Below are 20,625 nucleotides of genomic sequence, written 5' to 3'. Positions count from 1 at the left end.
ACGAACGCACACGCCGTCTTGCGCCCGGCCTACGCCCTTCCTGAGTCCCCGCTTTGCGCCCCTCTTAAGCCGCCTCTTAGGCTTTCACGCGCTCGCCCTTCGGGTCGTAAAGCGCGCGCAATTGCACCCGTGCGTCGTGCAATTCACCGGCCAGATCCACTTGATAGCGCCCCGCCTCGACGAACGCGGCATCCACCGCACCGTCGGGGTTGGTGAGGAAAGCCAGTCCGACCGGTGCGTCGATCGTATGCCCATAGGCCGCCGACGAAATGAAGCCTACCGGCTGCCCGTCGCGCAATACGGCTTCGCCGCCCCACAACATGCTGCCGGTCGCGCCGTCGAGCGCCACACTGACCAGCTTGCGCCGCACGCCTTGCGCACGCGCTTGTTCTACCGCCGTGCGGCCAGCGAAGGGCAGATCGCTCGCAAGCTTGCAGGCGAACGTCAAGCCCGCTTCGACGGGGTTCGTGTCGGGCGTCAGTTCACGGCCCCACGCGCGATAGCCCTTCTCGATGCGCAGCGAATCGATGGCGTAGTACCCCGCGTCGCGCAAGCCGAATGCCTTGCCTGCTGCATGCAACGCCTCGTAGACGCCCACCGCGAATTCGACCGGCACATACAACTCCCAACCCAGTTCGCCGACATAGGTCAGACGCGTGGCGCGCACCGTCGCATAGCCCAGATCAATCTCGCGGCTCGTGCCGAACGGGAACGCTTCGTTGGAAAAGTCTGCCTTCGACACTTGCTGGAGCAAGGCGCGCGAATTCGGACCCATCAACGCGAGCACCGAATATTGGCCCGTCACATCCACCACCGTGCAGTGTGCATCGGCGGGAATGCGGCGCTCGACGTAGTCCATGTCGCGGGTGGTCTGCGCCGACCCGGTGACCATCAGGTACTGGTCCGGTGCGAGACGTGTGAGCGTGAAGTCCGACTCGTAGCCGCCGCGCTCGTTGAGCATGCCGGTGTAGACCGTGCGGCCCGGAGCCACGGCCACGTCATTGGTGCACAACGATTGCAGCACACGCTCGGCGTCGCGCCCTTTGATCAGCAGCTTCGAGAACGAACTCATGTCGAACAGCGCCACGGCCTCGCGGCACGCCCGATGCTCGGCGGCACTCCACGCATGCCAGTTCTGCTGACCGAAGCTGTACTCAATGCGCGCTTCGTCAGGCGACGGTGCAAAGAAATTCGGCCGCTCCCAGCCCATCTTGCTGCCGAAGCAAGCCCCCTTCGCAAGCAGCGTGGCGTACAACGGCGAACGGCGGAACGGACGTGCCGTGTCCAGTTCGCGATTCGGCCAAGGCATCGCGTAGTGCAGGCCGAGGGTTTCTTTCACGCGGTCGTGCAGCCACGTGTCGTTGCCGTTGAAGCCTGCAAAGCGGCGAATGTCGACCGGCCACAAGTCCATCGTCGGCTCGCCCGCGACGATCCACTCCGCGAGCGCCATACCCGCGCCGCCCGCCGACGCAATGCCCATCGAGTTGAAACCCGCGCCGACATAGAAATTGCGTAACTCCGGCGCTTCACCAAGGATGAAGTTGTTATCCGGCGTGAACGATTCGGGGCCGTTGTAGAACTGGCGAATTTGCGCGGTCTCCAGTGCGGGCACGCGAATCAGCGCGTTCTCCATGAGGATCTCGAACTGGTCCCAATCGTCGGGCAGTAGTTGAAATTCAAAATTCTCGGGAATGCCGTTCATGCCCCACGGCTTGGCATTCGGCTCGAAGCCGCCCATCACCAACCCGCCCACCTCTTCCTTGAAATAGATGTAGCCATCGGGGTCACGCATCACCGGCAAGTCGGGATGCACCCCCGCGATGCGCTCGGTCACGATGTAGTAGTGCTCGGCGGAATGCAGCGGTACCGTCACGCCGCACATGCGGCCCACGGCCTTCGCCCACTGCCCTGCGCAGTTGACGACGATCTCGGCGTCGATGCGGCCGTGATCGCCGTCTTTGTTCTGCCACGACACGCCGGTGGCGGTGCGTACGCCATTCGGCGACGCAGTGTGAATTTCGGTAATGCGGGTGTTCTCGGCAATGCGCACGCCGCGGCTGCGCGCGCCACGCGCCAACGCCTGCGTGAGATCGGTCGGATTGGCCTTGCCGTCGCCGGGTAGCCAGACCGCGCCCACCAGGTCGTCGGTGCGCATGACCGGCCACAACTCACCCGCGTCGCGCGGCGAGATCACGTCGCATTGCACGCCATAAGCACGCGCCACGGCGGCCGTGCGTTTGAGTTGCGTCATGCGCTCGGCCGTTCTGGCCACCGACAACGAGCCGCACTGCTTCCACCCGGTGCCCAGCCCCGTCTCCGCTTCGAGTTCGCTATAGAGCTTGGTCGAATAGCGGATGAGCTTGGTCATGCTCTCTTGCGAGCGCAATTGCCCAACGAGCCCCGCCGCATGCCATGTCGTGCCGCACGACAACTGGCCTTGTTCGAGCAATACGACATCGGACCAGCCGAGTTTGGCCAGGTGATAGGCGACGGAACATCCGACGATGCCGCCGCCGACGATGACGACGCGGGCATGAGTGGGCAAGGCTGTGGCCATGAGGGGCTCCGGAAAGCGGCCCGCGCCGACAACGGCGCGGACGGTGTCGTGGTGGATGTCGTGAGATTACGCAAAGCTTGCCCATTTTGCAATAATTTGCAAAATAACGACACACAACGCCACACCGCTACCGGATTGTTACCGTGACATCGGCGCGTCACCTTGTTGGGTCAGCGCCGCCACCAACCGCTCGCCCGCGTCAGCCAGCGTGCCGTTGTTGGCAATGGCGGTAAAGGGGATGCCCTCGGGCGGCGTCCATTGCACGCGATGCGCCACGCGCTTGTCGAGCGCATCGCCCGACTCTCTGCCACGACTGGCGAGCCGTTGCGCACGCACCAGCGGATCCACTTGAATTTCGACGAGCGACAGTCGCGCGCCGTACCGTTGCACCGCGCGCGAGAGAAACGCGCGCGAGCCGTTCATCACGACACTCGCGCCTGCGGCCAGCCACGCGTCGATTTCGACGCCAATGCCGTAGCGGCAGTCGTGACTGTCCCAATCGAGGGCAAACGCGCCCAACGCCTGGCGTTGCGCAAATTCCGCTAGCGACAGCGCGATGTGGTTTTCGCCGTCGCCCGTGGGCGGGCGGGTGATGTAGCGATGAGCGAATAGGACGGGCGAACCGGTTTCGGTGCTTACACCAATGCGCTCGCGCGCATAGGCCAGCAATGAATCTTTACCGGCCCCCGACTCGCCCATCACGTAGAACAAGCGAGCGCGGCTCATGCGCCACCTCCGGCCGTATCAATCTGCCCCATCACACCACCCTGCCCGAGCGCGAACCGCTCTGCGAGCACGAACGGTGCATCGGGCGTCGGTTGCACAAACAACGCCAGCGCATCGACACGCATGGCACCGAGCGCCTGCACGCGCGGCTTCCACCAATCGGTAATCGCCGCTGCATCGGCAGCATTCACACGATCGGTGAGTGTGATGTGAAAACGGAATTCGTCAAACACGAACGGATACCCCCAATGCGTGAGCAATTCGCGTTGACGTGTGGTGAGCGGTTGCGCAAGGCGGCGTGCCAGTTCCGCGTCAGTCGGCGGTGCGCGCAGGCCGTCGAAAGCTTCCACGCAATCGAACGCGAGCGCATCGATCTGCTTCGCGGCCGACGCCCCAGCGGCACTCACCACGCCCGGCACGCCAGCGACATTCGTCTTCGGGCGCAGCGCGACAAACCCCGGCCGCTTGCCGTTGTCGGTATCCACCACATCGATGGTCAGCGGCAGATCGAAAGCGGCGTGCCGTGCGGCGACTTGCGCTGCGATGGCGGACAAGTCTTCGAGCTTCGCGCCCGCAGCAAGACGCATTGGCGCTTTGAGCGTGCCGTGCAGACCGTAGCGACGCGCGTCGACGGTGACCTCCGATAACGCGCTCGATAGCCCGGCGACCTGTGGCGCATTGAGTGCCCGGTTCGTGATGGCGTCGCGCCCCAGCCAGCGGCTGCCTTCGTGCCACCAACATGAGCCCGCAGGGGGTACGTAGTACACCGCAAATCGCGCCACATTCAGATCGAGTGCCGCCAACATGTCATGCGCAGACGCCAGATGCGTTGCATCGAAACCGCCGCTCATGCCGCGTCTCCTTGCACCACGAGTTGCATGCGGTCGGCCGGGAAGTACGCAATGCCGTATTTGATCGGCTTGCCCTTCACATCGACATCGGTGCTCTCCACGCTCAACACCGGCTGCTGCCGATTGATGCCGAGATGCCGCGCGATGTCGGCGTCCGGCAAGCGTGCGCCGATGCGGCTTTCGCGTCGCGTGTAATCGGTCACGCCATACGTGGCGAGTGTGGCGCTGATCGTCGTGTACTGCGCAAAGACATCGGGGAAATCGACGAAGCGTGCCGCCGGAAACCAATTCTCGCTGTAGGCCAGCGGCAACTCGATGCCCTGATCGTCGAGACTGCGGCGTGCCAATTCCACGCGGTACACCGGCGTACCTGCGGGCACTTCCAGCGCCAGTGCCACATTCGCTTCGGCGCTCACTTTGTGCGCCGACAGAATCTGCTGCGCGACCTTGAGGTTGTGCTGGGAAAGATTTTCGGAAAAGCGCGTACGGCGCCCGATAACGTAATCGATCGCGCCCGCCTGCACGAAGGTGCCCCGGCCATGCTCGACGTTGACGAGCCCTTGCTCGGCCAGACCAAGAATAGCGCGCCGCACCGTGTGGCGATTCACGCCGAAGCGGTGAGCCAGATCGGTTTCGCTCGGCAGGCGGTCGTCGGGCAGGCCTTCGCCATAGCGGCGCTGGCCGATTTCGGTGGCGAGAATCTGCGCAATCTGTCGCCAAACGGCCACGCCGCCACCGCGTTCGAGTTGTGCTGTCATGAAATTGACACCCGGCAAAGTTGTAATGAGTTCGCGAGTCCTACCCCATTCATTGCCAAAGCGATCATACACACGTCTATACGACTAGACAATCATGCCAAACACAACTTTCGATGGTTCGCACGAAGCGCCTGCCGCCGCCCCGCAGGCTCGGCAGCGCTGGCTGGCGCTGCTCGCCCGCGCCACGCGCGACGAGCTCGACGACGCCCTGGCGCGCTGTCCCGATGCGCCCGAGTTCGTCTGGCTGCGTGCGCCGCAGACCGGGCTCGTGCTGGTGCAGGGCCGGGTCGGCGGCAGCGGAGATCGCTTCAATCTCGGCGAGACCACGGTCACGCGCTGCACGTTGCGTCAGCGCGATGGCGTGGTCGGCACCGGCTACGTGCTCGGACGCGACGCCGATCGCGCCGTGCGTGTCGCCCGGCTCGACGCACTCATGCAAATGCCGCAGCACCACACGACGCTCGCCGCAGGACCGCTCGCGGCCATTGCGCAGCGTGTTGCCGACACGGTCGCACAGGCCGAAGCCGACACCGCCGCGAGCCGCGTCGAATTCTTCACCATGGTCCGGGAGGCCTGAATGTTGATGGCATCGATGCCCGACTGGTCGCAACTGCAACCCGGTTTCGCCGACCCCATTCACGATGCGCAAGGCGTGTTTCGCGCCGTGCTCGACGCGCTGGCCCGCCCCGGTCAACTGCGCAGCGTCGGCAGCCGACTCGCCCATAGCGACGAAGCCAGCGTCGCCGCACGTGCCACGTTGCTGGCACTGGCCGACGCGACCACACCCGTCTGGCTGCAAACCCCGCTGGCAGAAGTGGTCAGCGCGTTGCGCTTTCATACCGGTGCGCCGCTGCTGTACGGCGATGCCGCACTCGCCACCGCACAGTTCGCGCTGCTGACCGACCCGGCGCGCTGCCCGGCGCTCGATCGGTTTGCGTTCGGCACGTCGGAATCGCCCGAACACTCGGCCACGTTGATCGTCGACGTGCCGACGCTGGCCGTGGGTCATGCGAATGACGGCGGCCTTCACCTGCGTTTGCGTGGGCCGGGTATCGCAACGCATACGGATGTGAGCGTTAGCGGTCTCGACGCAGCGTTCTGGCAAGCGCGCGCGGCACTCGCGCCGCGCTTTCCTGCCGGGCTCGATCTGTTAATCGCGGCAGGTGACACGGTGCTCGGCCTGCCGCGCACCACGCAAGTGGAGGTGTGCTGATGTACGTGGCCGTCAAAGGTGGCGAACGCGCCATCGAACAATCTTGGGATTTGCTCGCCAAAGCGCGCCGCGGCGACACGTCGATTCCCGCACTCACCGTTACGCAAATTCGCGAGCAGATGCGTTTGGCTGTCGCGCGCGTGATGAGCGAGGGCGCGCTGTACGACGAGACGCTGGCGGCACTGGCGATCAAGCAGGCGGCGGGCGATCTGGTCGAAGCGATCTTCTTGCTACGCGCGTATCGCACGACGTTGCCGCGACTGGGCACCACCACGCCGATCGACACGGCTGCGATGCGTCTGTCGCGCCGCATCTCCGCAACGTTCAAGGACGTACCGGGCGGACAACTGCTCGGCGCGACTTACGACTACACGCAGCGTTTGCTCGACTTCGCGCTGCTGGCCGAAGACGACGCCACGACCGCACCGCTCGCAGGTGAAGTACGCGAGCCGCGGGCCGATGCAGTGGCTGCGCAGGCGCACGCCGCTGGGAATACAGCCAAGTCAGCATCCTCGCATGCCGACAGCGCGAATGACGGCGACGCCGCCACCGGCTCGAACATCCCGCCACTGCCGCCCATCGATACCACGCCGCGCGTGACCGACATTCTCGGGCGCGACGGCCTGCTCGAATCGCTGCGCGCAACCGACCTCGATCCCGAGCCGCACGATCTCGTGCACACGCCGCTCTTCACACCGGCCTCGCGTACCGCGCGTTTGCAAAACCTTGCACGCGGCGACGAAGGCTTTCTGCTCGCGCTCGGCTATTCGACGCAGCGCGGCTACGGCAACGATCACCCCTTTGCGGGCGAAATCCGCATCGGGCACGTCGCCATCGAAATCGAGCCCGAAGAGCTCGGATTCCCGATCGACATCGGGGAGATCGCGGTCACGGAATGCCAGATGGTCACGCAGTTCGGTGGCAATCAGGATGTGCCGCCGCAGTTCACGCAGGGGTACGGCCTCGCCTTCGGACACAACGAGCGTAAAGCGCTGGCGATGTCGCTCGTCGACCGCGCGCTGCGCACGCAAGAACTGGGGGACGCCATCACGTCGCCCGCGCAGCAGCAAGAGTTCGTGCTCTATCACAGCGACAACGTCGAAGCCTCGGGCTTCGTACAGCACTTGAAGCTGCCGCATTACGTCGACTTTCAAGCCGAGCTGGAACTGGTGCGCCGATTGCGCGCCGAGCACGCGGCCAAATACGGCGCACAAGCCGCGCCAACCGCTGGCACCGACGAGGCCGAGGGCGATCTCGCCCCGGCTGCCCAAGACAAGCAGGAGGCCGCATGAACGACGCTGCCACAATCGATTCGCAACACACCTCGCGCGCCGCATCTGGCGCCACCCTCGGCGCTGCACCGCTCGCGGAAGGCTACAACTTCGCGTTTCTCGACGAGCAAACCAAGCGCATGATCCGCCGCAGCCTGCTCAAGGCCGTGGCGATTCCCGGCTATCAGGTGCCTTTCGGCAGCCGCGAGATGCCGCTGCCCTATGGCTGGGGAACCGGCGGCATTCAGGTGAGCGCTGCCGTGATCGGTGCCGACGACACGCTCAAGGTGATCGATCAGGGCGCGGACGATACGACCAATGCGGTCAACATTCGCCGCTTCTTCGCACGCACCGCCGGTGTCGCGACGACCACGAAAACGGCCGATGCGACGGTCATCCAGACGCGTCACCGCATTCCCGAAACCCCGCTGCGCGAAGGCCAGATCATGGTCTATCAGGTGCCGATGCCCGAGCCGCTGTTCCGGCTGGAGCCGCGTATCGCCGAGTCGCGCAAGCTGCATGCGCTCGGGGAATACGGGCTCATGCGCGTGCGTCTGTACGAAGACATCGTGCGCCACGGTGCGATTGCCACGACTTACGACTATCCGGTGATCGTGGGCGGCCGCTATCTCTCGTCGCCGTCGCCGATTCCGAAATTCGACAACCCGAAGCTGCATATGAACCCGGCGCTGCAACTGTTCGGTGCGGGCCGCGAGCGGCGTCTCTACGCCATTCCGCCCTACACCCCGGTCGAGAGTCTCGACTTCGACGACCACCCGTTCGAAATCCAGAAGTGGGACGCGCATTGCGCGCTGTGCGGCGCGACCGAAAGCTTCCTCGATGAAGTGATTACCGACGACGCTGGCACGCGCATGTATGTGTGCTCGGACAGCGATTACTGCGGCAGCCGCACCGACCCTGCGCCGGACACGAGCAGCGCAGCGAAGGAGGCCGTATGAACGCCGTGACCCATGCCGCCCTCGATATGAGCGGTGCCACGAATACCATGGGCATGGTGAGCGCCGCAGACCAACCGCTGCTGCGCGTGTCGGGCCTTGCCAAGCGTTATGGCGACCGGATCGGTTGCGAAGGCGTGTCGTTCGATTTGTGGCCGGGTGAAGTCATTTGCGTGGTCGGTGAATCGGGCTCGGGCAAATCGACGTTGCTTAACGCGCTTGCGCTGCGTCACGACATCGACGCCGGCACGCTCCACTATCGCGGCACCGACGGCGCGCTGCACGACTTGCTCGCGCTCGACGAAGCGCACAAGCGCCGCCTGCTGCGCACCGAATGGGGCTTCGTCGAACAGAATCCGCGTGATGGCCTGCGGATGAACATCTCGGCGGGCGGCAACATCGGCGACCGGCTGATGGCCGTCGGCGCGCGCCACTTCGGCGATATCCGCAGCAAGGCCCGTCATTGGATGGCGCAAGTCGAGCTCGATCCGGCGCGCGTCGACGAGATGCCCGGCGCGTTCTCCGGCGGTATGCAACAACGCTTGCAGATCGCACGCAATCTCGTGACGGAGCCGCGTCTCGTCTTTATGGACGAGCCGACGGCCGGTCTGGACGTGTCGGTACAAGCCCGTTTGCTCGATTTACTGCGCTCGCTCGTCGAGCGCCTTCATCTTGCCGCCATCATCGTCACGCACGATATCGGCGTCGCACGCCTCATTGCGCATCGATTGATCGTGATGCAAGGCGGGCGCGTGGTCGAAGCCGGGCTGACCGATCAGGTGCTCGACGATCCGCAACATCCCTACACGCAACTGCTCGTCTCATCGGTGCTGCCCGTATGACTTCCGGAACGACACCCCAAACCCTTCATCCGAATGCGTCGTCGAACGCACTGCGGCACGAATCGCTCACGCTCGCGACGCGCGAACACGACGTCATGCTGCGCGCGCAGGGGCTGCACAAGACGTTTCATCTGCATGCCCATGCGGGTGCCGTCGATGCACAAATCCCGGCACTCGAGAGCGTCGACCTCACCGTGCGCCGCGGCGAATGCGTGGCGCTCGTCGGGCCGTCCGGCGCGGGCAAAAGCACATTGCTGCGCTGCCTGTACGGCAACTACCTCGCGAACGCGGGACGCATCGAAATTCGTCACGACGATGGCAACGGCCAAGGCGAGCGCTGGGTCGATCTCACGACCGCCACGGCGCGCGAAGTGCTGTCAGTGCGTCGCACCACCCTCGGTTATGTGAGCCAGTTTCTGCGCGTGATTCCGCGAGTCACCACACTCGACATCGTGGCCGAGCCGCTGCGCCGTCTCGGTGTTGACGCCGAAGAGGCCACCGCCAAAGCGCGCGACCTGCTCGCACGGCTCAACATTCCCGAGCGGTTGTGGACACTGGCACCCGCCACGTTCTCGGGCGGCGAACAGCAGCGCATCAACATCGCGCGCGGGTTGATTGCCGCCGCCCCCGTGTTGCTGCTCGACGAACCCACTGCGTCGCTCGATGCACAGAACCGCGCCGTCGTCGCGCAACTGATTGCCGAAGCACGCGCGGCAGGCAGCGCCATCGTCGGCATCTTCCACGACGAAGCCACCCGCGACGAAGTGGCCACGCGCACGCTTTCCATGCGCCCCGTCCTACGCCCCGCTCATTGATTTCGGAGTTTTCGTCCATGCTCATCAAGAACGCCCGCATCGTCACGCCGGAAACCACCTTTACCGGCGTGGTGGAAGTGCGCGACGGCCTCATTCGGTCGGTGGAGGAAGGCACCACGCAAGCGCCGGAGGCAATCGACTGGGAAGGCGACTATCTGGTGCCCGGCCTCGTCGAACTGCATACCGACAACCTGGAGAAGCATCTGGCACCGCGTCCTGGCGTGTACTGGAACACGCATGCCGCATTCGCAATTCACGATGCTCAGGTCGCGGCCGCTGGTATCACCACAGTTTTCGATTCGCTGGTGATTGGCGAGCGCGACGCTTCGGGCCTGCGCAGCCGCAAACTGCAAGCCGAATGCGGGCAGGCGCTGCTCGACACTATCGACGCCGGTCTCTTCCGTGCCGACCACTTCCTGCATCTGCGCTGCGAGATCGCCACGGAAGACGCGGCCGACACGTTTGCCGATATGTGCGATCACCCGCTGCTGCGACTCGTCTCGGTGATGGATCACACGCCGGGGCAGCGACAGTGGCACGACCCGGCGTTGCATCGTCAGTATCACGAGCGCAACGGCAAGATTCCAGACGCGCAGTGGGACGCCATGCTCGCCGATCTGAAAGCGCAGCAGGAGAAGTACGCCATCCCGCATCGGCGCGCCATCGTGGAGATGAGCCGTGCCCGGGGCTTGTCGCTGGCGAGTCATGACGACACGTCGCTCGAACATGTGGAGGAAGCCGCCCGCGATGGTGTGGCGCTTTCCGAATTCCCCACGACGCTCGTCGCCGCGCGCGCGGCACATGAGAAGTCGATTGGCGTGATCATGGGCGCGCCCAACGTCGTGCGCGGCGGATCGCACTCGGGCAATGTGGCGGCGTCGGCACTCGCCCGCGAGGACGTGCTCGACATTCTGTCGTCGGACTACGTGCCCGCGAGCCTGTTGCAAGCGGCGTTTCAGTTGCACAACGATCACGCCGATTGCGGCTGGACACTGTCGAGGGCGATGCGCACGGTGTCGTGGAACCCGGCGCAATCGGCCGGGCTGACAGACCGTGGTGGCATTCAGGCCGGGCTGCGCGCGGACATGGTGCGTGTGGCGGTGCGCCCCGGAATGCCGCCGATTCCGCGTGCCACGTTTATGGTGGGCCAGCGGATCGCTTGAGTCCTGCAAGACCTGTCTGTACGAAACAAGGGCGCTACGGCGCCCTTGTGCTTTGTGCTCGCGGCGACATGCAGAGTGCGTGGCAGCCCCGTGCCGCCGAGCCGTTAATCCGGCAGCAAACGCTTCACAAAAAAAGGGCGCCGAAGCGCCCTTTTTCATCCACACGAGACTGACGTTTTCGGCCTCAGATCACCATCTTGCGCACGCGTGCCGAGAACACGTCGATGCAGGTGACGACAACGATCATGATGAGCATCACGGCACACGTCTGGGCGTACTGGAAGCTGCGAATCACTTCGTACAGCACGACGCCGATGCCACCTGCGCCGACCATCCCCACCACCGACGCCGAGCGCACGTTCGACTCGAAGCGATACAGCGTGTAAGAGATCCAAAGCGGCATGACTTGCGGCAGCACACCGTACAAAATTTCATCGATCGAGCGTGCACCCGTAGCGCGCACCCCTTCGACCGGACGCGGATCGATCGCTTCGACGGCTTCGGCGAACAGCTTGGAGAGCGTGCCCGTCGTATGCACCCACAGCGCCAGCACACCGGCAAACGGGCCCAGCCCCACGGCCACGATAAACAGCATCGCGAAAACCATTTCGTTAATCGCGCGGCAGGCGTCGAGCACACGGCGCACCGGCTGATACACCCACGCCGGCACCATGTTCGAGGCCGAGAGCAACCCCATCGGAATCGAACACACTACCGCCAGCACCGTGCCCCACACCGCGATGTGGATGGTCACGAGCATCTCGTGCACATACACGCGCCAATCGTGGAAGTCGGGCGGGAAGAAATCGTGCGCGAACTGGCTCATGTTGCCCGAGTCGCGAATCAGATCGAGCGGACGCATATCGGCACCGCCCCACGACCACACCAGAATCAGGAAGAAAGCGCCCCAGCCGATCAACGACAGCCACGAGCGCTTAGGCGGCTCGCCCGGCAGGCGGCCCGTCGCGCCAACAGTGGTGCTTGCAGTGGAGGTTACGCTGGTGTTCATGTCGTGTACCACGTGTAGTACCGGCAACGTGCGCCGGTGAATGAATCGGACTACTGAGACTATTCAGACTGCGGGTTCCGGCAGTGGGGGCACGCTTACCACTCGCGCCCCCGCCGCCGGTACCGACTTACTGCATTACTTCGTCTTGCTGGTTTCTTGCTCGAGCGCGGCCAGCTTGCTTTCGATATCAGCCAGTTGCGTTTGCTTCTTGGCGGCATCGATGTTGGCGTCGGCTTCGATCTGTTGCTTTTGCTTGAACAGTTCGAGCTGGCGGATCGGCAACAGCTGAGCGTTGGTCGAAGCGCGGAAGCCACCGTAGTTGTAGATGTTCTTCAGCACTTCCTTCTCGTGCGCGTCCTTACCGTAGGCCAGGAAGAAGTCACGAAGCTTCTTCTTGGTGGCTTCCGGCAAGTCCTTGCGCCACAGCAGCGGGTCCGACGGGATCAGCGGCGACTTCCAGATCACCTGCACTTGCTTGGCCTTTTCCGGCTGCGTGGCTTCGAGCTTGTCGAGCTCTTCGGTGTTGTTGGTCGCGACGTCGATCTGGTTGTTCAGCACAGCCATCAGGTTGGCGCCGTGGTTCGAGCTGCGAGCCGTCTTGAAGTACGTGCGCGGGTCGATGTTGTTCTTCGCGAACACGTAGTAACCCGGCACCAGCGTGCCCGACGTCGAGGTCGGATCGCCCAGACCGAAGTTGATCTTCTTACCGTTCTTGAGCACGTCGTCGAGCGTCTTGTACGGGCTCGACTTGTTGGCGATCAGCAGCGAGTAGTAGCCTTCCGAGCCGTCGGCGTAAATGATCTTCGCGAAGATCTCGCCTTGCGAACGGTCAACGGCTTCCATCGCGCCCTTGTTGCCCATCCATGCCAGTTGCACCTTGTTGAAGCGCATGCCTTCGATCACACCGGCGTAGTCGGTGGCGAAGAACGGGGTCACCTTCAGGCCCGTTTGCTTCTCCAAGTCGTCGATCAGCGGCTGCCAGCGTTGGCGCAAGGCAGCGCTGGAGTCGGTCGAGATGATGCCGAAATTGATTTCCTGCGCGTGCGCAACCGCCACCGAGGCGAGCATGGCCGCGCCGGCCAGCAGGGTTTTCCACAGTTTCATGAGAGCAAGCTCCTGGTCAGGTCAAGCTAAGAGACATCGAGGTGAGAAAAGGGGTATCGGGGGCTTCCGCTTCGTCGGCCTGAGCCGTCGAGCCTTCCGATGCTTCGGAATCTTCATTGAGCAATTCGCTGGCTTGCACGCCGTACAAGCGTCGCAACAGGTCGGGCGTGAGCGCCGCCGACGGGCCGTCGTACACCACGCGCCCTTGGTGCAGCGCGACGGTGCGCACGCAATAGCGCATGGCCACGTCGACCTGGTGCAGCGAGACGACGACGGTGAGTTTGTGATCGCGATTCATGCGCGCGAGCATGTCCATCACCTTGCGGGCCGACTCGGGGTCGAGCGAGGCAATCGGTTCGTCGGCGAGAATAATCTTCGCGCCCTGCACGAGCGTGCGTGCCAGTGCCGCACGTTGCTGCTGGCCGCCCGAGAGCGTGCTCGCACGCTGGAACGCCAGATCGGCAATGCCCACTTCGGCGAGCGCGGCAATCGCGGCCTGACGCTCTGCCGTCGTGAAACGGAATATCAGGCTGCGCCACAGCGGCACTCGGGCGAGCAAACCCGTGAGGACATTGGTGATGACCGGCAAGCGGCCCACCAGATTGAACTGCTGGAACACGAAACCGATATCGCGGCGAATCTGGCGGACTTCGCGCACGATGCGGCCGTCGCGTTGAATCGGACGGCCCAGAATTTCAATGCTGCCCGGCTGGGCATCGGCCGGCACGAAGCCCGCGATGTGACGCATCAGCGTCGACTTGCCAGAACCCGACGCCCCAATCAGGGCCACCATCTCGCCCGGCATGATCTTGAGCGCCACTTCGTCGAGGGCGCGTCGGCTGCCAAAGGTCTTGGTCAGTCGCTCGATTCGAATCGCTTCGTCCACGGTTCACCTGTGAGTCGACGCCGGTCGGGACCGATGCTCGCTCGCGTTCTTCACTCCCGGACAGGAGGCCGCGCCCGCATCTCTCGACTAGCTGTTTTGTGGCAATTTGTGCCAAAAGTGAACGCAGTCTAAAAAGCGCGGATGACAAGACAGTGACAATCGATCAGCTTTTCGCTCGGCGTTGAAAAGCCTTATTGCGTCAATGATTTGGAAGTGTTCCCGAGAACGCACCAGGGGCTGTCACGAGGCCGACACGGTCGCGTCAGATGAGACGAGCAAGCGTTCGGCACGAGGCATCGCACCGGTTTTGTCTACATCTTTTGGGTCGGCGAAAGGCACGAAAAATGCCCCGAATTGGCGCGTCAGGGCCGTGGCGTGCGGGTCTTGAGCGAGGAGATGTGCCGCAGCGCGGCGGCGGCCGATCCGTCGTTTGGCGACGTGTGGCGATTTGAGGGAATGTGATGGTGTCGATGGCTACGGGCGTCGCGTACGCGACACGCGTAGCCAGTCGACGGAAGCCGGGCTGATTAGGCGATCAGCAGTTCCGGGCCGCGTGCGCGCAACTGCGCGAGCATCGATTTGTGCGGCGCAGCGTCGCTGATCAGGTAGCGAGCCGCCTCGAAGTGGCGAATACGTACGGGGGTGACGCGGCCGAACTTCGTGTGGTCTGCCACCACCGCCGAGACATTGGCGCACAGCAGCATTCGGGCGCGCAATTCTGCGGCCGCGCGGTTGAAGTCGGTAATGCCGCCGTCTTCCGTCACGCCGCCCACGCCGATGAACGCGAAGTCGGCGTGATATTGGGCGATCTGGTTGATGGCGTCCCAGCCCTGCACGGCATCTTCGTTGTCTTGCAGCTCGCCGCCGAGCAACGTGACGCGATTGTCGTGATGGCGGCCCAGCAGGCGCGCAATCTGCCAGTCGTTCGTGTAGATACGCAGCCGATGCTTGGAGAGCAGCGCCTGCGCCACGGCGCGCGTGGTGGTGCCGTAGTCGATGATGACCGACGCGCCGTCGGGCACGAGCTCTGCCGCGCGCACGCCGATGGCGCGTTTGCCCACCGCGTTGACGTTCTCGCGCAGCGTCCAGTCGGGCTCGCTGCGATCGGCGGCGAGCGCGCCGCCGTGCGTCATCAGCAGCAGCCCGCGTGCCGCGAGCGTGTTCAGGTCGCGGCGCACGGTCTCGCGCGAGACCCCCAGCTCACGCACCAAATCACTGATGGCGAGCGCCCCGGTCTTGGCGAGTTGTTCGAGCACGTATTGTTGGCGTTGTTCGGCAAGCATGGTCGGACAGTGACGGTTGGACTACGAAATCTTTTTTGGGAACGCACGAATGCGCTTGTGGCGACACGGTGCGGCGTACGTTACCCCTGCAACGCGACGCGCACACCCAGCCCGATGAAGATCATCCCGGCCACGCGATCGAGCCAGCGCCCTGCCCCCGGCCGGCGCTTGAGCCACGTGCCCAGCACGCCCGCGAACCAGCCGTACAGGCTGAATACGACGATGGTCTGCGCCATGAAGACCAGCCCCAGCAGGAACATCTGCGCGCCCGGATGGGCCGCGTCAGCGGTGGCGAATTGCGGCAGAAACACGAGGAAGAAGAGCGTGACCTTCGGGTTCAGCATGTTCGCGAACACGCTCTGGCGAAAGACGCCCCACAGCGGTTGCGGGGCTGCGCTGCTCGCCATCGTCAGGCCGCCGCGCGCACGCAGCGCCTTGATGCCGATCCAGACGAGATAAGCCGCGCCGACCAGCTTGATCGCTTCAAACGCGAACGGCGACGAGCGCAAGACGGTTGCCAGACCGACGGCTGCAATGGTCGTGTGGAACAGGCAACCCGCGGTAAAGCCAGCCGCCGCTGCGAGGCCCGCGCGGCGCCCCTGCGCGATGCCGCGCGCAATGACCTGCATGTTGTCGGGGCCCGGCGCGAGCGTGATCGCCACCGAGGTCAGCAAAAACAGCCAGAGGTTGGGCATCGCAGCGTCCGGGTCGGGTGGCGAAAAGGCGAAAGGTAAGGCGGGCGCGAGGTCGACGGTAAGGTCAGTGGCCCTCGAACGAGCACAGCAGGAAAAGCGGCAAACCGGCGTCGCGGATCAGACGCGAGCCGCCGAGTTCAGGCAAATCGACAATGGCCGCGCCTTCGATAACGGTGGCACCCAGCCGTTCGAGCAGCTTCTTGCCCGCGAGCATGGTGCCGCCAGTGGCGACCAGATCGTCGATCAGCAGCACGCGATCGCCGGGGCCGCACGCGTCGGCATGGATCTCGACGGTCGCGCTGCCGTATTCCAGTTCGTACTCTTCAGCTACGGTCTGGTACGGCAGCTTGCCTTTCTTGCGGATGGGGATGAAACCGATGTTCAGCTCGTACGCGAGGATCGAGCCGAGGATGAAGCCCCTTGCGTCGAGTCCCGCGATGTAGTCGGGACGATGGTCCATGTAGCGATGCACGAACACGTCGATCAGGACCCGCAGCGTGCGCGGGTTCTTGAGCAGCGGCGTGATGTCGCGGAACTGCACGCCGGGCGCGGGCCAGTCGGGGACGGTGCGAATCTGGCTCTTGATATAGGCGGCAGGGGACTCGTCGATCTGCACGGGGATCCTTCTTTCTGGATGCTTGGTGGAATTCACTCGGGCGGACGCCCGAAAGTCCACATTATGCCAAAACGACGGTTCCCGCTTGATGACGTGCGCTGAGACAGGTTGGCGTGGGTGGCGCCGGGAGGGCGCCGACCTCGGCGTCAGCCCCGGCCAAGTAGCCGCTGCTCTGCCGCCGCGAGTTTTTCGGGTAGGCCGCGCAGCACGACGATGTCTTCGGCCATCAGCCGCGTTTCGGCGACTGGCTCTACGCCGCGAATGCCGTGGCGGCGAATGGCCGTGACCGTCACGCCCAGTTTGTCCAGTTTCAATTCGCCCAGCGTGCGGCCCACCGCGTCGGCGTTGAGCGTGAGCGGTACCGATTGCAGGCGAACCTGCTCGCGCTCGCCGCCTTCATCGTCATCATCAAGACCGTGGAAGTAGCCGCGCAACAGGCTATAGCGCTCGTTACGGGCCTGCGCCACGCGGCGCAAGACGCGGCGCATCGGCACGCCCATCAGCACGAGCGCATGCGACGCGAGCATCAGGCTGCCCTCGACGATTTCGGGCACGACTTCGGTGGCGCCCGCAGCGATCAGGTCGTCGATATGGGTGTCGTCGACGGTGCGCACCACCACCGGCAACGTGGGCTCCAACGCCTGCACCTGTGCCAACACTTTGAGCGCGGCCGGTGTGCTGTCGTACGTCACGACGATACCGGCAGCGCGATGGATACCGGCAGCAACGAGCGCTTCACGGCGCGCCGCGTCGCCGAACACTACGGTTTCGCCCGAGCTAGCGGCTTCCATGACGCGGTCGGGGTCGAGATCGAGCGCGACGTAGCCGATGCCCTCTTGTTCGAGCATGCGCGCCAGATTCTGGCCGCAACGACCGTAGCCGCAGATGATCACGTGGCCCGAGGTCTTGATGCTCTGCGTGGCGATGCGCGTCATTTGCAGCGACTGCATCATCCATTCGTTCGCGACGAAGCGCAGGGCGATACGGTCGGCGTTGATGATGAGGAACGGTGCGCACAGCATCGAGAGCAGCATGCCCGCGAGCACCGCCTGTGAGAGCGACGGGTCGAGCAGGTTCCGGTCGATCACGAGGTTGAGCAGCACGAAGCCGAATTCGCCCGCCTGCGCCAAGCCGAGGCCGGTACGGATCGCGGTACCCGGCGCACTGCCGAAAATACGCGCAAGGCCTGCGATCAACGTGAATTTGACGAGCAGCGGTCCGACGAAGAAGAGCAGCACGAGCAGCGGCTGCTTCACCACGATGACCGGGTCGAGCAACATGCCCGTCGTGATGAAGAACAGGCCCAGCAAGACGTCGCGGAACGGCTTGATGTCGTCTTCCACTTGGTGCCGGAACGGTGTCTCGGCGATCAGCATGCCCGCGATGAACGCGCCCAATGCCATGGAGAGGCCCAGATGCTCGGTGATGTAGGCGAGGCCCAGTGTCAGCAGCAACAGGTTGAGCATGAACAGCTCTTGCGAGCGGCGAGCCGCGACGATGTGGAACCAACGCCCCACCAATTTCTGCCCGACCCACAGCAGCAGCGCGAGAGCGCCCGTGATCTTGAGCGCCGCCAGCGACAGCGCCAGCACCAGGGCTTTCGAGTTGCCGCCCAGCGCCGAGATCACGATGAGCAGCGGCACCACGGCCAAGTCCTGAAACAGCAGCACGCCCATGATGTTGCGCCCGTGCTCGGTCTCGAGTTCGAGCCGCTCGGCCAGCATCTTGGTGACGATGGCCGTCGACGACATGGCCAGCGCGCCGCCCAACGCGACCGATGCCTGCCACGAGAAGGACCAGAACAAGTTGACGAGCGCACCGATGCCCACCGCCACGAGCAACGTGCCTAGAACCTGCGAGACCCCGAGGCCAAGCACCACCCTTCGCATGCTCTTTAATTTAGGCAGCGAGAATTCGATACCGATGGAGAACATCAGAAACACCACGCCAAACTCGGCGAGGTACTGCACGCGTTGCGAATCGGACGCCAGCCCGAGCGCATGCGGGCCGATGACGATGCCCACGCTCAGATAGCCGAGCATCGGCGGCAAGTGCAGCATGCGGAACAGCACCACCCCGACGCAGGCGGCAAACAACAGAACGAGAGTGAGTTCGAGCGGTGAAGCCATCAGCGGAGGTGGGTTTCCTGGGTGAGCTCGGCACTTGCGACGCAAGTGTCGTGCCAGTTTGAGTCCCGATGACGGAATCGGATCACGTCGGCGGCAGGAGGCGGCATGAGCTAGGCGTCGCACGCCTAAGCCTGGCGCGGCTGTCCCTCGGTGCCGCAGCCATTTTGATATACTCCGCGCATGATAGCGAAAATCAATCCAGGCCGGGCACTCGAGGTCGCCCGGGAGGTGTTGCGCACCGAAGCGGACGCCATCGAACGCGTCGCCGCGCACCTCGACGGCAGCTTCTTTGAAGCGGTCTCGCTGCTGCTCGCCTGCCGCGGCCGCGTCGTCGTAACCGGCATGGGCAAATCGGGCCACATCGGCCGCAAGTTGGCGGCCACTTTCGCCAGCACCGGCACGCCCGCTTTCTTTGTACACCCCGCTGAAGCCAGCCACGGTGATCTGGGCATGATCACCGCAGACGACGTTGTCGTCGCGCTCTCCAACTCCGGCGAGACCGGCGAACTGGTGAGCGTGCTGCCGATGGTCAAGCGCCTCGGCGCGAAGCTGATCGCCATGACCGGCAATGCGAATTCAAGCCTCGGGCGCCTGTCGGACGTGCATCTCGATGCGCACGTCGAAAAGGAAGCCTGCCCGCTCAACCTCGCGCCCACCGCCAGCACGACCGCCGCACTCGCCCTTGGCGATGCACTTGCCGTCACCTTGCTCGACGCGCGTGGCTTCGGTGCAGAAGATTTCGCCCGCTCGCATCCGGGTGGCTCGTTGGGCCGCCGCCTGCTCACGTTCGTGCGCGATGTGATGCGCACCGGCGAGCGCGTGCCGCGTGTGCGCGCCGATGCCAGCCTGTCGGACGCGCTCCTTGAAATGACGGCCAAGGGGCTCGGCATGACCGCGATTGTCGATGCCGACGATCATGTGGTCGGTATCTTCACGGACGGTGACTTGCGCCGTTTGTTCAAGCGCACGCTCGACTTCAGCGCGCTGAAACTGGCCGACGTGATGACCGCCGGCCCGCGTACCATCGGCCCCGATCAACTGGCCGCCGAAGCCGCGGAGCTCATGGAGCGCTTCGGCATCATGCAATTGCTCGTGACCGAGAACGACCGCCTGGTAGGCGCGCTGAACGTCCACGACCTGTTCGCCGCTAAGGTCGTGTGAGTCTGCGCCCCATGAATCAACCTCGCACCTCCCCTGCTACCCCTCCCACCGCTGATTTCGATCTGGACGCCGCTACGGCGCGCGCCGCGAAGCTGCGTGTGATGGTCTTCGATGTCGACGGCGTACTCACCGACGGTGGCCTGCGCTACGGCCCGACCGGCGAGACGTTCAAAACGTTCGACTCGCTCGACGGCCATGGCCTGAAACTGCTCGCGGAAGCGGGCATCGTCACGGCCATCATCACGGGCCGCAAGTCGGACATCGTGGCCAAACGGGCCGCCGATCTGGGCGTTGCTCATGTTTATCAGGGTGTGCACGATAAGCGAGTTGCCTTCGAAGACCTGTGCGCCAAAGTGTCGGTAAGTGCCGACGCCTGCGGCCATATCGGTGACGACTGGCCCGACTTGCCCGTGCTGACCCGCGTAGGGTTTGCCGCGTGCCCGGCCAACGCCCACGCCGAAGTGCAGTCGCGCTGCCATTGGATCGCCAGCATGCGCGGCGGCAACGGTGCTGTGCGCGAGCTGTGTGACTTCATTCTGCGTGCGCAGGGACGTTACGACGCCCTGCTCGCGGCAGCCCTCGCCTGACGC

20 protein-coding genes are annotated in these 20,625 nt (G+C 64.3%); 9 read left to right on the top strand and 11 right to left on the bottom strand.

What is annotated here, in order from left to right:
- Window positions 1–76: 76 nt before the first annotated feature.
- The 4 genes from PPN31114_RS13405 to phnF all read right to left on the bottom strand — a co-directional run bounded on the left by PPN31114_RS13405 (window position 77) and on the right by phnF (window position 4,892).
- Window positions 77–2,557: a GcvT family protein gene (locus PPN31114_RS13405; protein ID WP_150679962.1), complete on the bottom strand. Its 2,481-nt coding sequence runs from the start codon at window positions 2,555–2,557 to the stop codon at window positions 77–79.
- A gap of 138 nt (window positions 2,558–2,695) precedes the next feature.
- Window positions 2,696–3,283: a phosphonate metabolism protein/1,5-bisphosphokinase (PRPP-forming) PhnN gene (phnN, locus tag PPN31114_RS13400; RefSeq protein WP_150679961.1), complete on the bottom strand. Its 588-nt coding sequence runs from the start codon at window positions 3,281–3,283 to the stop codon at window positions 2,696–2,698.
- Window positions 3,280–4,134, bottom strand: a complete 855-nt coding sequence (locus PPN31114_RS13395) for a DUF1045 domain-containing protein (protein ID WP_150679960.1) — start codon at window positions 4,132–4,134, stop codon at window positions 3,280–3,282. Before PPN31114_RS13395 ends, phnN begins: the two co-directional genes overlap by 4 nt.
- Entirely contained in the window at window positions 4,131–4,892 is a 762-nt protein-coding gene (phnF, locus tag PPN31114_RS13390) for a phosphonate metabolism transcriptional regulator PhnF (protein ID WP_150679959.1), read from the bottom strand. The genes PPN31114_RS13395 and phnF overlap by 4 nt, the downstream gene beginning before the upstream one ends.
- A gap of 94 nt (window positions 4,893–4,986) precedes the next feature.
- Here phnF and phnG point away from each other — a divergent pair, with 94 nt between their 5' ends.
- Genes phnG through PPN31114_RS13355 form a run of 7 tightly spaced genes read left to right on the top strand, consistent with a single transcriptional unit; the run spans window position 4,987 to window position 11,152 of the window.
- A complete protein-coding gene (phnG, locus tag PPN31114_RS13385) occupies window positions 4,987–5,469 on the top strand; it encodes a phosphonate C-P lyase system protein PhnG (protein WP_150679958.1) in 483 nt (160 codons plus the stop codon).
- Window positions 5,470–6,105 carry a phosphonate C-P lyase system protein PhnH gene (gene phnH, locus PPN31114_RS13380; protein WP_246182534.1) on the top strand — a complete coding sequence of 212 codons (636 nt, stop codon included), beginning with the start codon at window positions 5,470–5,472 and terminating at the stop codon, window positions 6,103–6,105.
- Complete coding sequence (locus PPN31114_RS13375; RefSeq protein ID WP_150679957.1) at window positions 6,105–7,397, top strand: carbon-phosphorus lyase complex subunit; 1,293 nt, start codon at window positions 6,105–6,107, stop codon at window positions 7,395–7,397. Before phnH ends, PPN31114_RS13375 begins: the two co-directional genes overlap by 1 nt.
- Complete coding sequence (locus PPN31114_RS13370; protein ID WP_150679956.1) at window positions 7,394–8,335, top strand: alpha-D-ribose 1-methylphosphonate 5-phosphate C-P-lyase PhnJ; 942 nt, start codon at window positions 7,394–7,396, stop codon at window positions 8,333–8,335. Before PPN31114_RS13375 ends, PPN31114_RS13370 begins: the two co-directional genes overlap by 4 nt.
- A 53-nt stretch (window positions 8,336–8,388) precedes the next feature.
- Window positions 8,389–9,174, top strand: coding sequence for a phosphonate C-P lyase system protein PhnK (phnK, locus tag PPN31114_RS13365; protein WP_150680411.1), 786 nt, complete (start codon window positions 8,389–8,391; stop codon window positions 9,172–9,174).
- Window positions 9,171–9,989, top strand: a complete 819-nt coding sequence (gene phnL, locus PPN31114_RS13360) for a phosphonate C-P lyase system protein PhnL (protein ID WP_150679955.1) — start codon at window positions 9,171–9,173, stop codon at window positions 9,987–9,989. Before phnK ends, phnL begins: the two co-directional genes overlap by 4 nt.
- Before the next feature lie 17 nt (window positions 9,990–10,006).
- On the top strand, window positions 10,007–11,152 hold the full coding sequence (locus PPN31114_RS13355) for an alpha-D-ribose 1-methylphosphonate 5-triphosphate diphosphatase (RefSeq protein ID WP_150679954.1): 1,146 nt from the start codon (window positions 10,007–10,009) through the stop codon (window positions 11,150–11,152).
- A 184-nt stretch (window positions 11,153–11,336) separates the two neighbouring features.
- Here the strand turns inward: PPN31114_RS13355 and phnE are convergent, their stop codons facing one another.
- From phnE to PPN31114_RS13320, 7 genes are all read right to left on the bottom strand, one after another.
- On the bottom strand, window positions 11,337–12,161 hold the full coding sequence (gene phnE, locus PPN31114_RS13350; protein WP_150679953.1) for a phosphonate ABC transporter, permease protein PhnE: 825 nt from the start codon (window positions 12,159–12,161) through the stop codon (window positions 11,337–11,339).
- Window positions 12,162–12,296: 135 nt separating this feature from the next.
- A complete protein-coding gene (gene phnD / locus PPN31114_RS13345) occupies window positions 12,297–13,265 on the bottom strand; it encodes a phosphonate ABC transporter substrate-binding protein (protein ID WP_150679952.1) in 969 nt (322 codons plus the stop codon).
- 16 nt (window positions 13,266–13,281) lie between these two features.
- Window positions 13,282–14,151 (bottom strand): phosphonate ABC transporter ATP-binding protein, encoded by an 870-nt coding sequence (gene phnC, locus PPN31114_RS13340; RefSeq protein ID WP_150679951.1) that lies wholly within the window; start codon window positions 14,149–14,151, stop codon window positions 13,282–13,284.
- Between the two features lie 527 nt (window positions 14,152–14,678).
- The gene (locus PPN31114_RS13335) at window positions 14,679–15,434 is read right to left on the bottom strand and encodes a DeoR/GlpR family DNA-binding transcription regulator (RefSeq protein ID WP_069340321.1); all 756 of its coding nucleotides are present in this window, start codon (window positions 15,432–15,434) and stop codon (window positions 14,679–14,681) included.
- Window positions 15,435–15,514: 80 nt separating this feature from the next.
- Window positions 15,515–16,129: a LysE family translocator gene (locus PPN31114_RS13330; protein ID WP_150679950.1), complete on the bottom strand. Its 615-nt coding sequence runs from the start codon at window positions 16,127–16,129 to the stop codon at window positions 15,515–15,517.
- A gap of 64 nt (window positions 16,130–16,193) precedes the next feature.
- Window positions 16,194–16,745 carry an adenine phosphoribosyltransferase gene (locus PPN31114_RS13325; protein WP_150679949.1) on the bottom strand — a complete coding sequence of 184 codons (552 nt, stop codon included), beginning with the start codon at window positions 16,743–16,745 and terminating at the stop codon, window positions 16,194–16,196.
- Window positions 16,746–16,891: 146 nt separating this feature from the next.
- Window positions 16,892–18,874, bottom strand: a complete 1,983-nt coding sequence (locus PPN31114_RS13320) for a monovalent cation:proton antiporter family protein (RefSeq protein ID WP_150679948.1) — start codon at window positions 18,872–18,874, stop codon at window positions 16,892–16,894.
- A gap of 180 nt (window positions 18,875–19,054) precedes the next feature.
- Between PPN31114_RS13320 and PPN31114_RS13315 the strand changes: the two genes are divergently transcribed.
- Both PPN31114_RS13315 and PPN31114_RS13310 read left to right on the top strand, forming a co-directional pair.
- Entirely contained in the window at window positions 19,055–20,035 is a 981-nt protein-coding gene (locus PPN31114_RS13315; RefSeq protein ID WP_150679947.1) for a KpsF/GutQ family sugar-phosphate isomerase, read from the top strand.
- A gap of 11 nt (window positions 20,036–20,046) precedes the next feature.
- Window positions 20,047–20,622: a KdsC family phosphatase gene (locus PPN31114_RS13310; RefSeq protein ID WP_150679946.1), complete on the top strand. Its 576-nt coding sequence runs from the start codon at window positions 20,047–20,049 to the stop codon at window positions 20,620–20,622.
- Window positions 20,623–20,625 lie beyond the last annotated feature (3 nt).

It is taken from the genome of Pandoraea pneumonica, assembly GCF_902459645.1.
In the GTDB taxonomy this organism is placed as follows: Bacteria; Pseudomonadota; Gammaproteobacteria; order Burkholderiales; family Burkholderiaceae; genus Pandoraea; species Pandoraea pneumonica.
The sequence above is the reverse complement of the archived record's forward strand: the minus strand, read 5'-3'. Positions and strand labels throughout refer to the sequence as shown.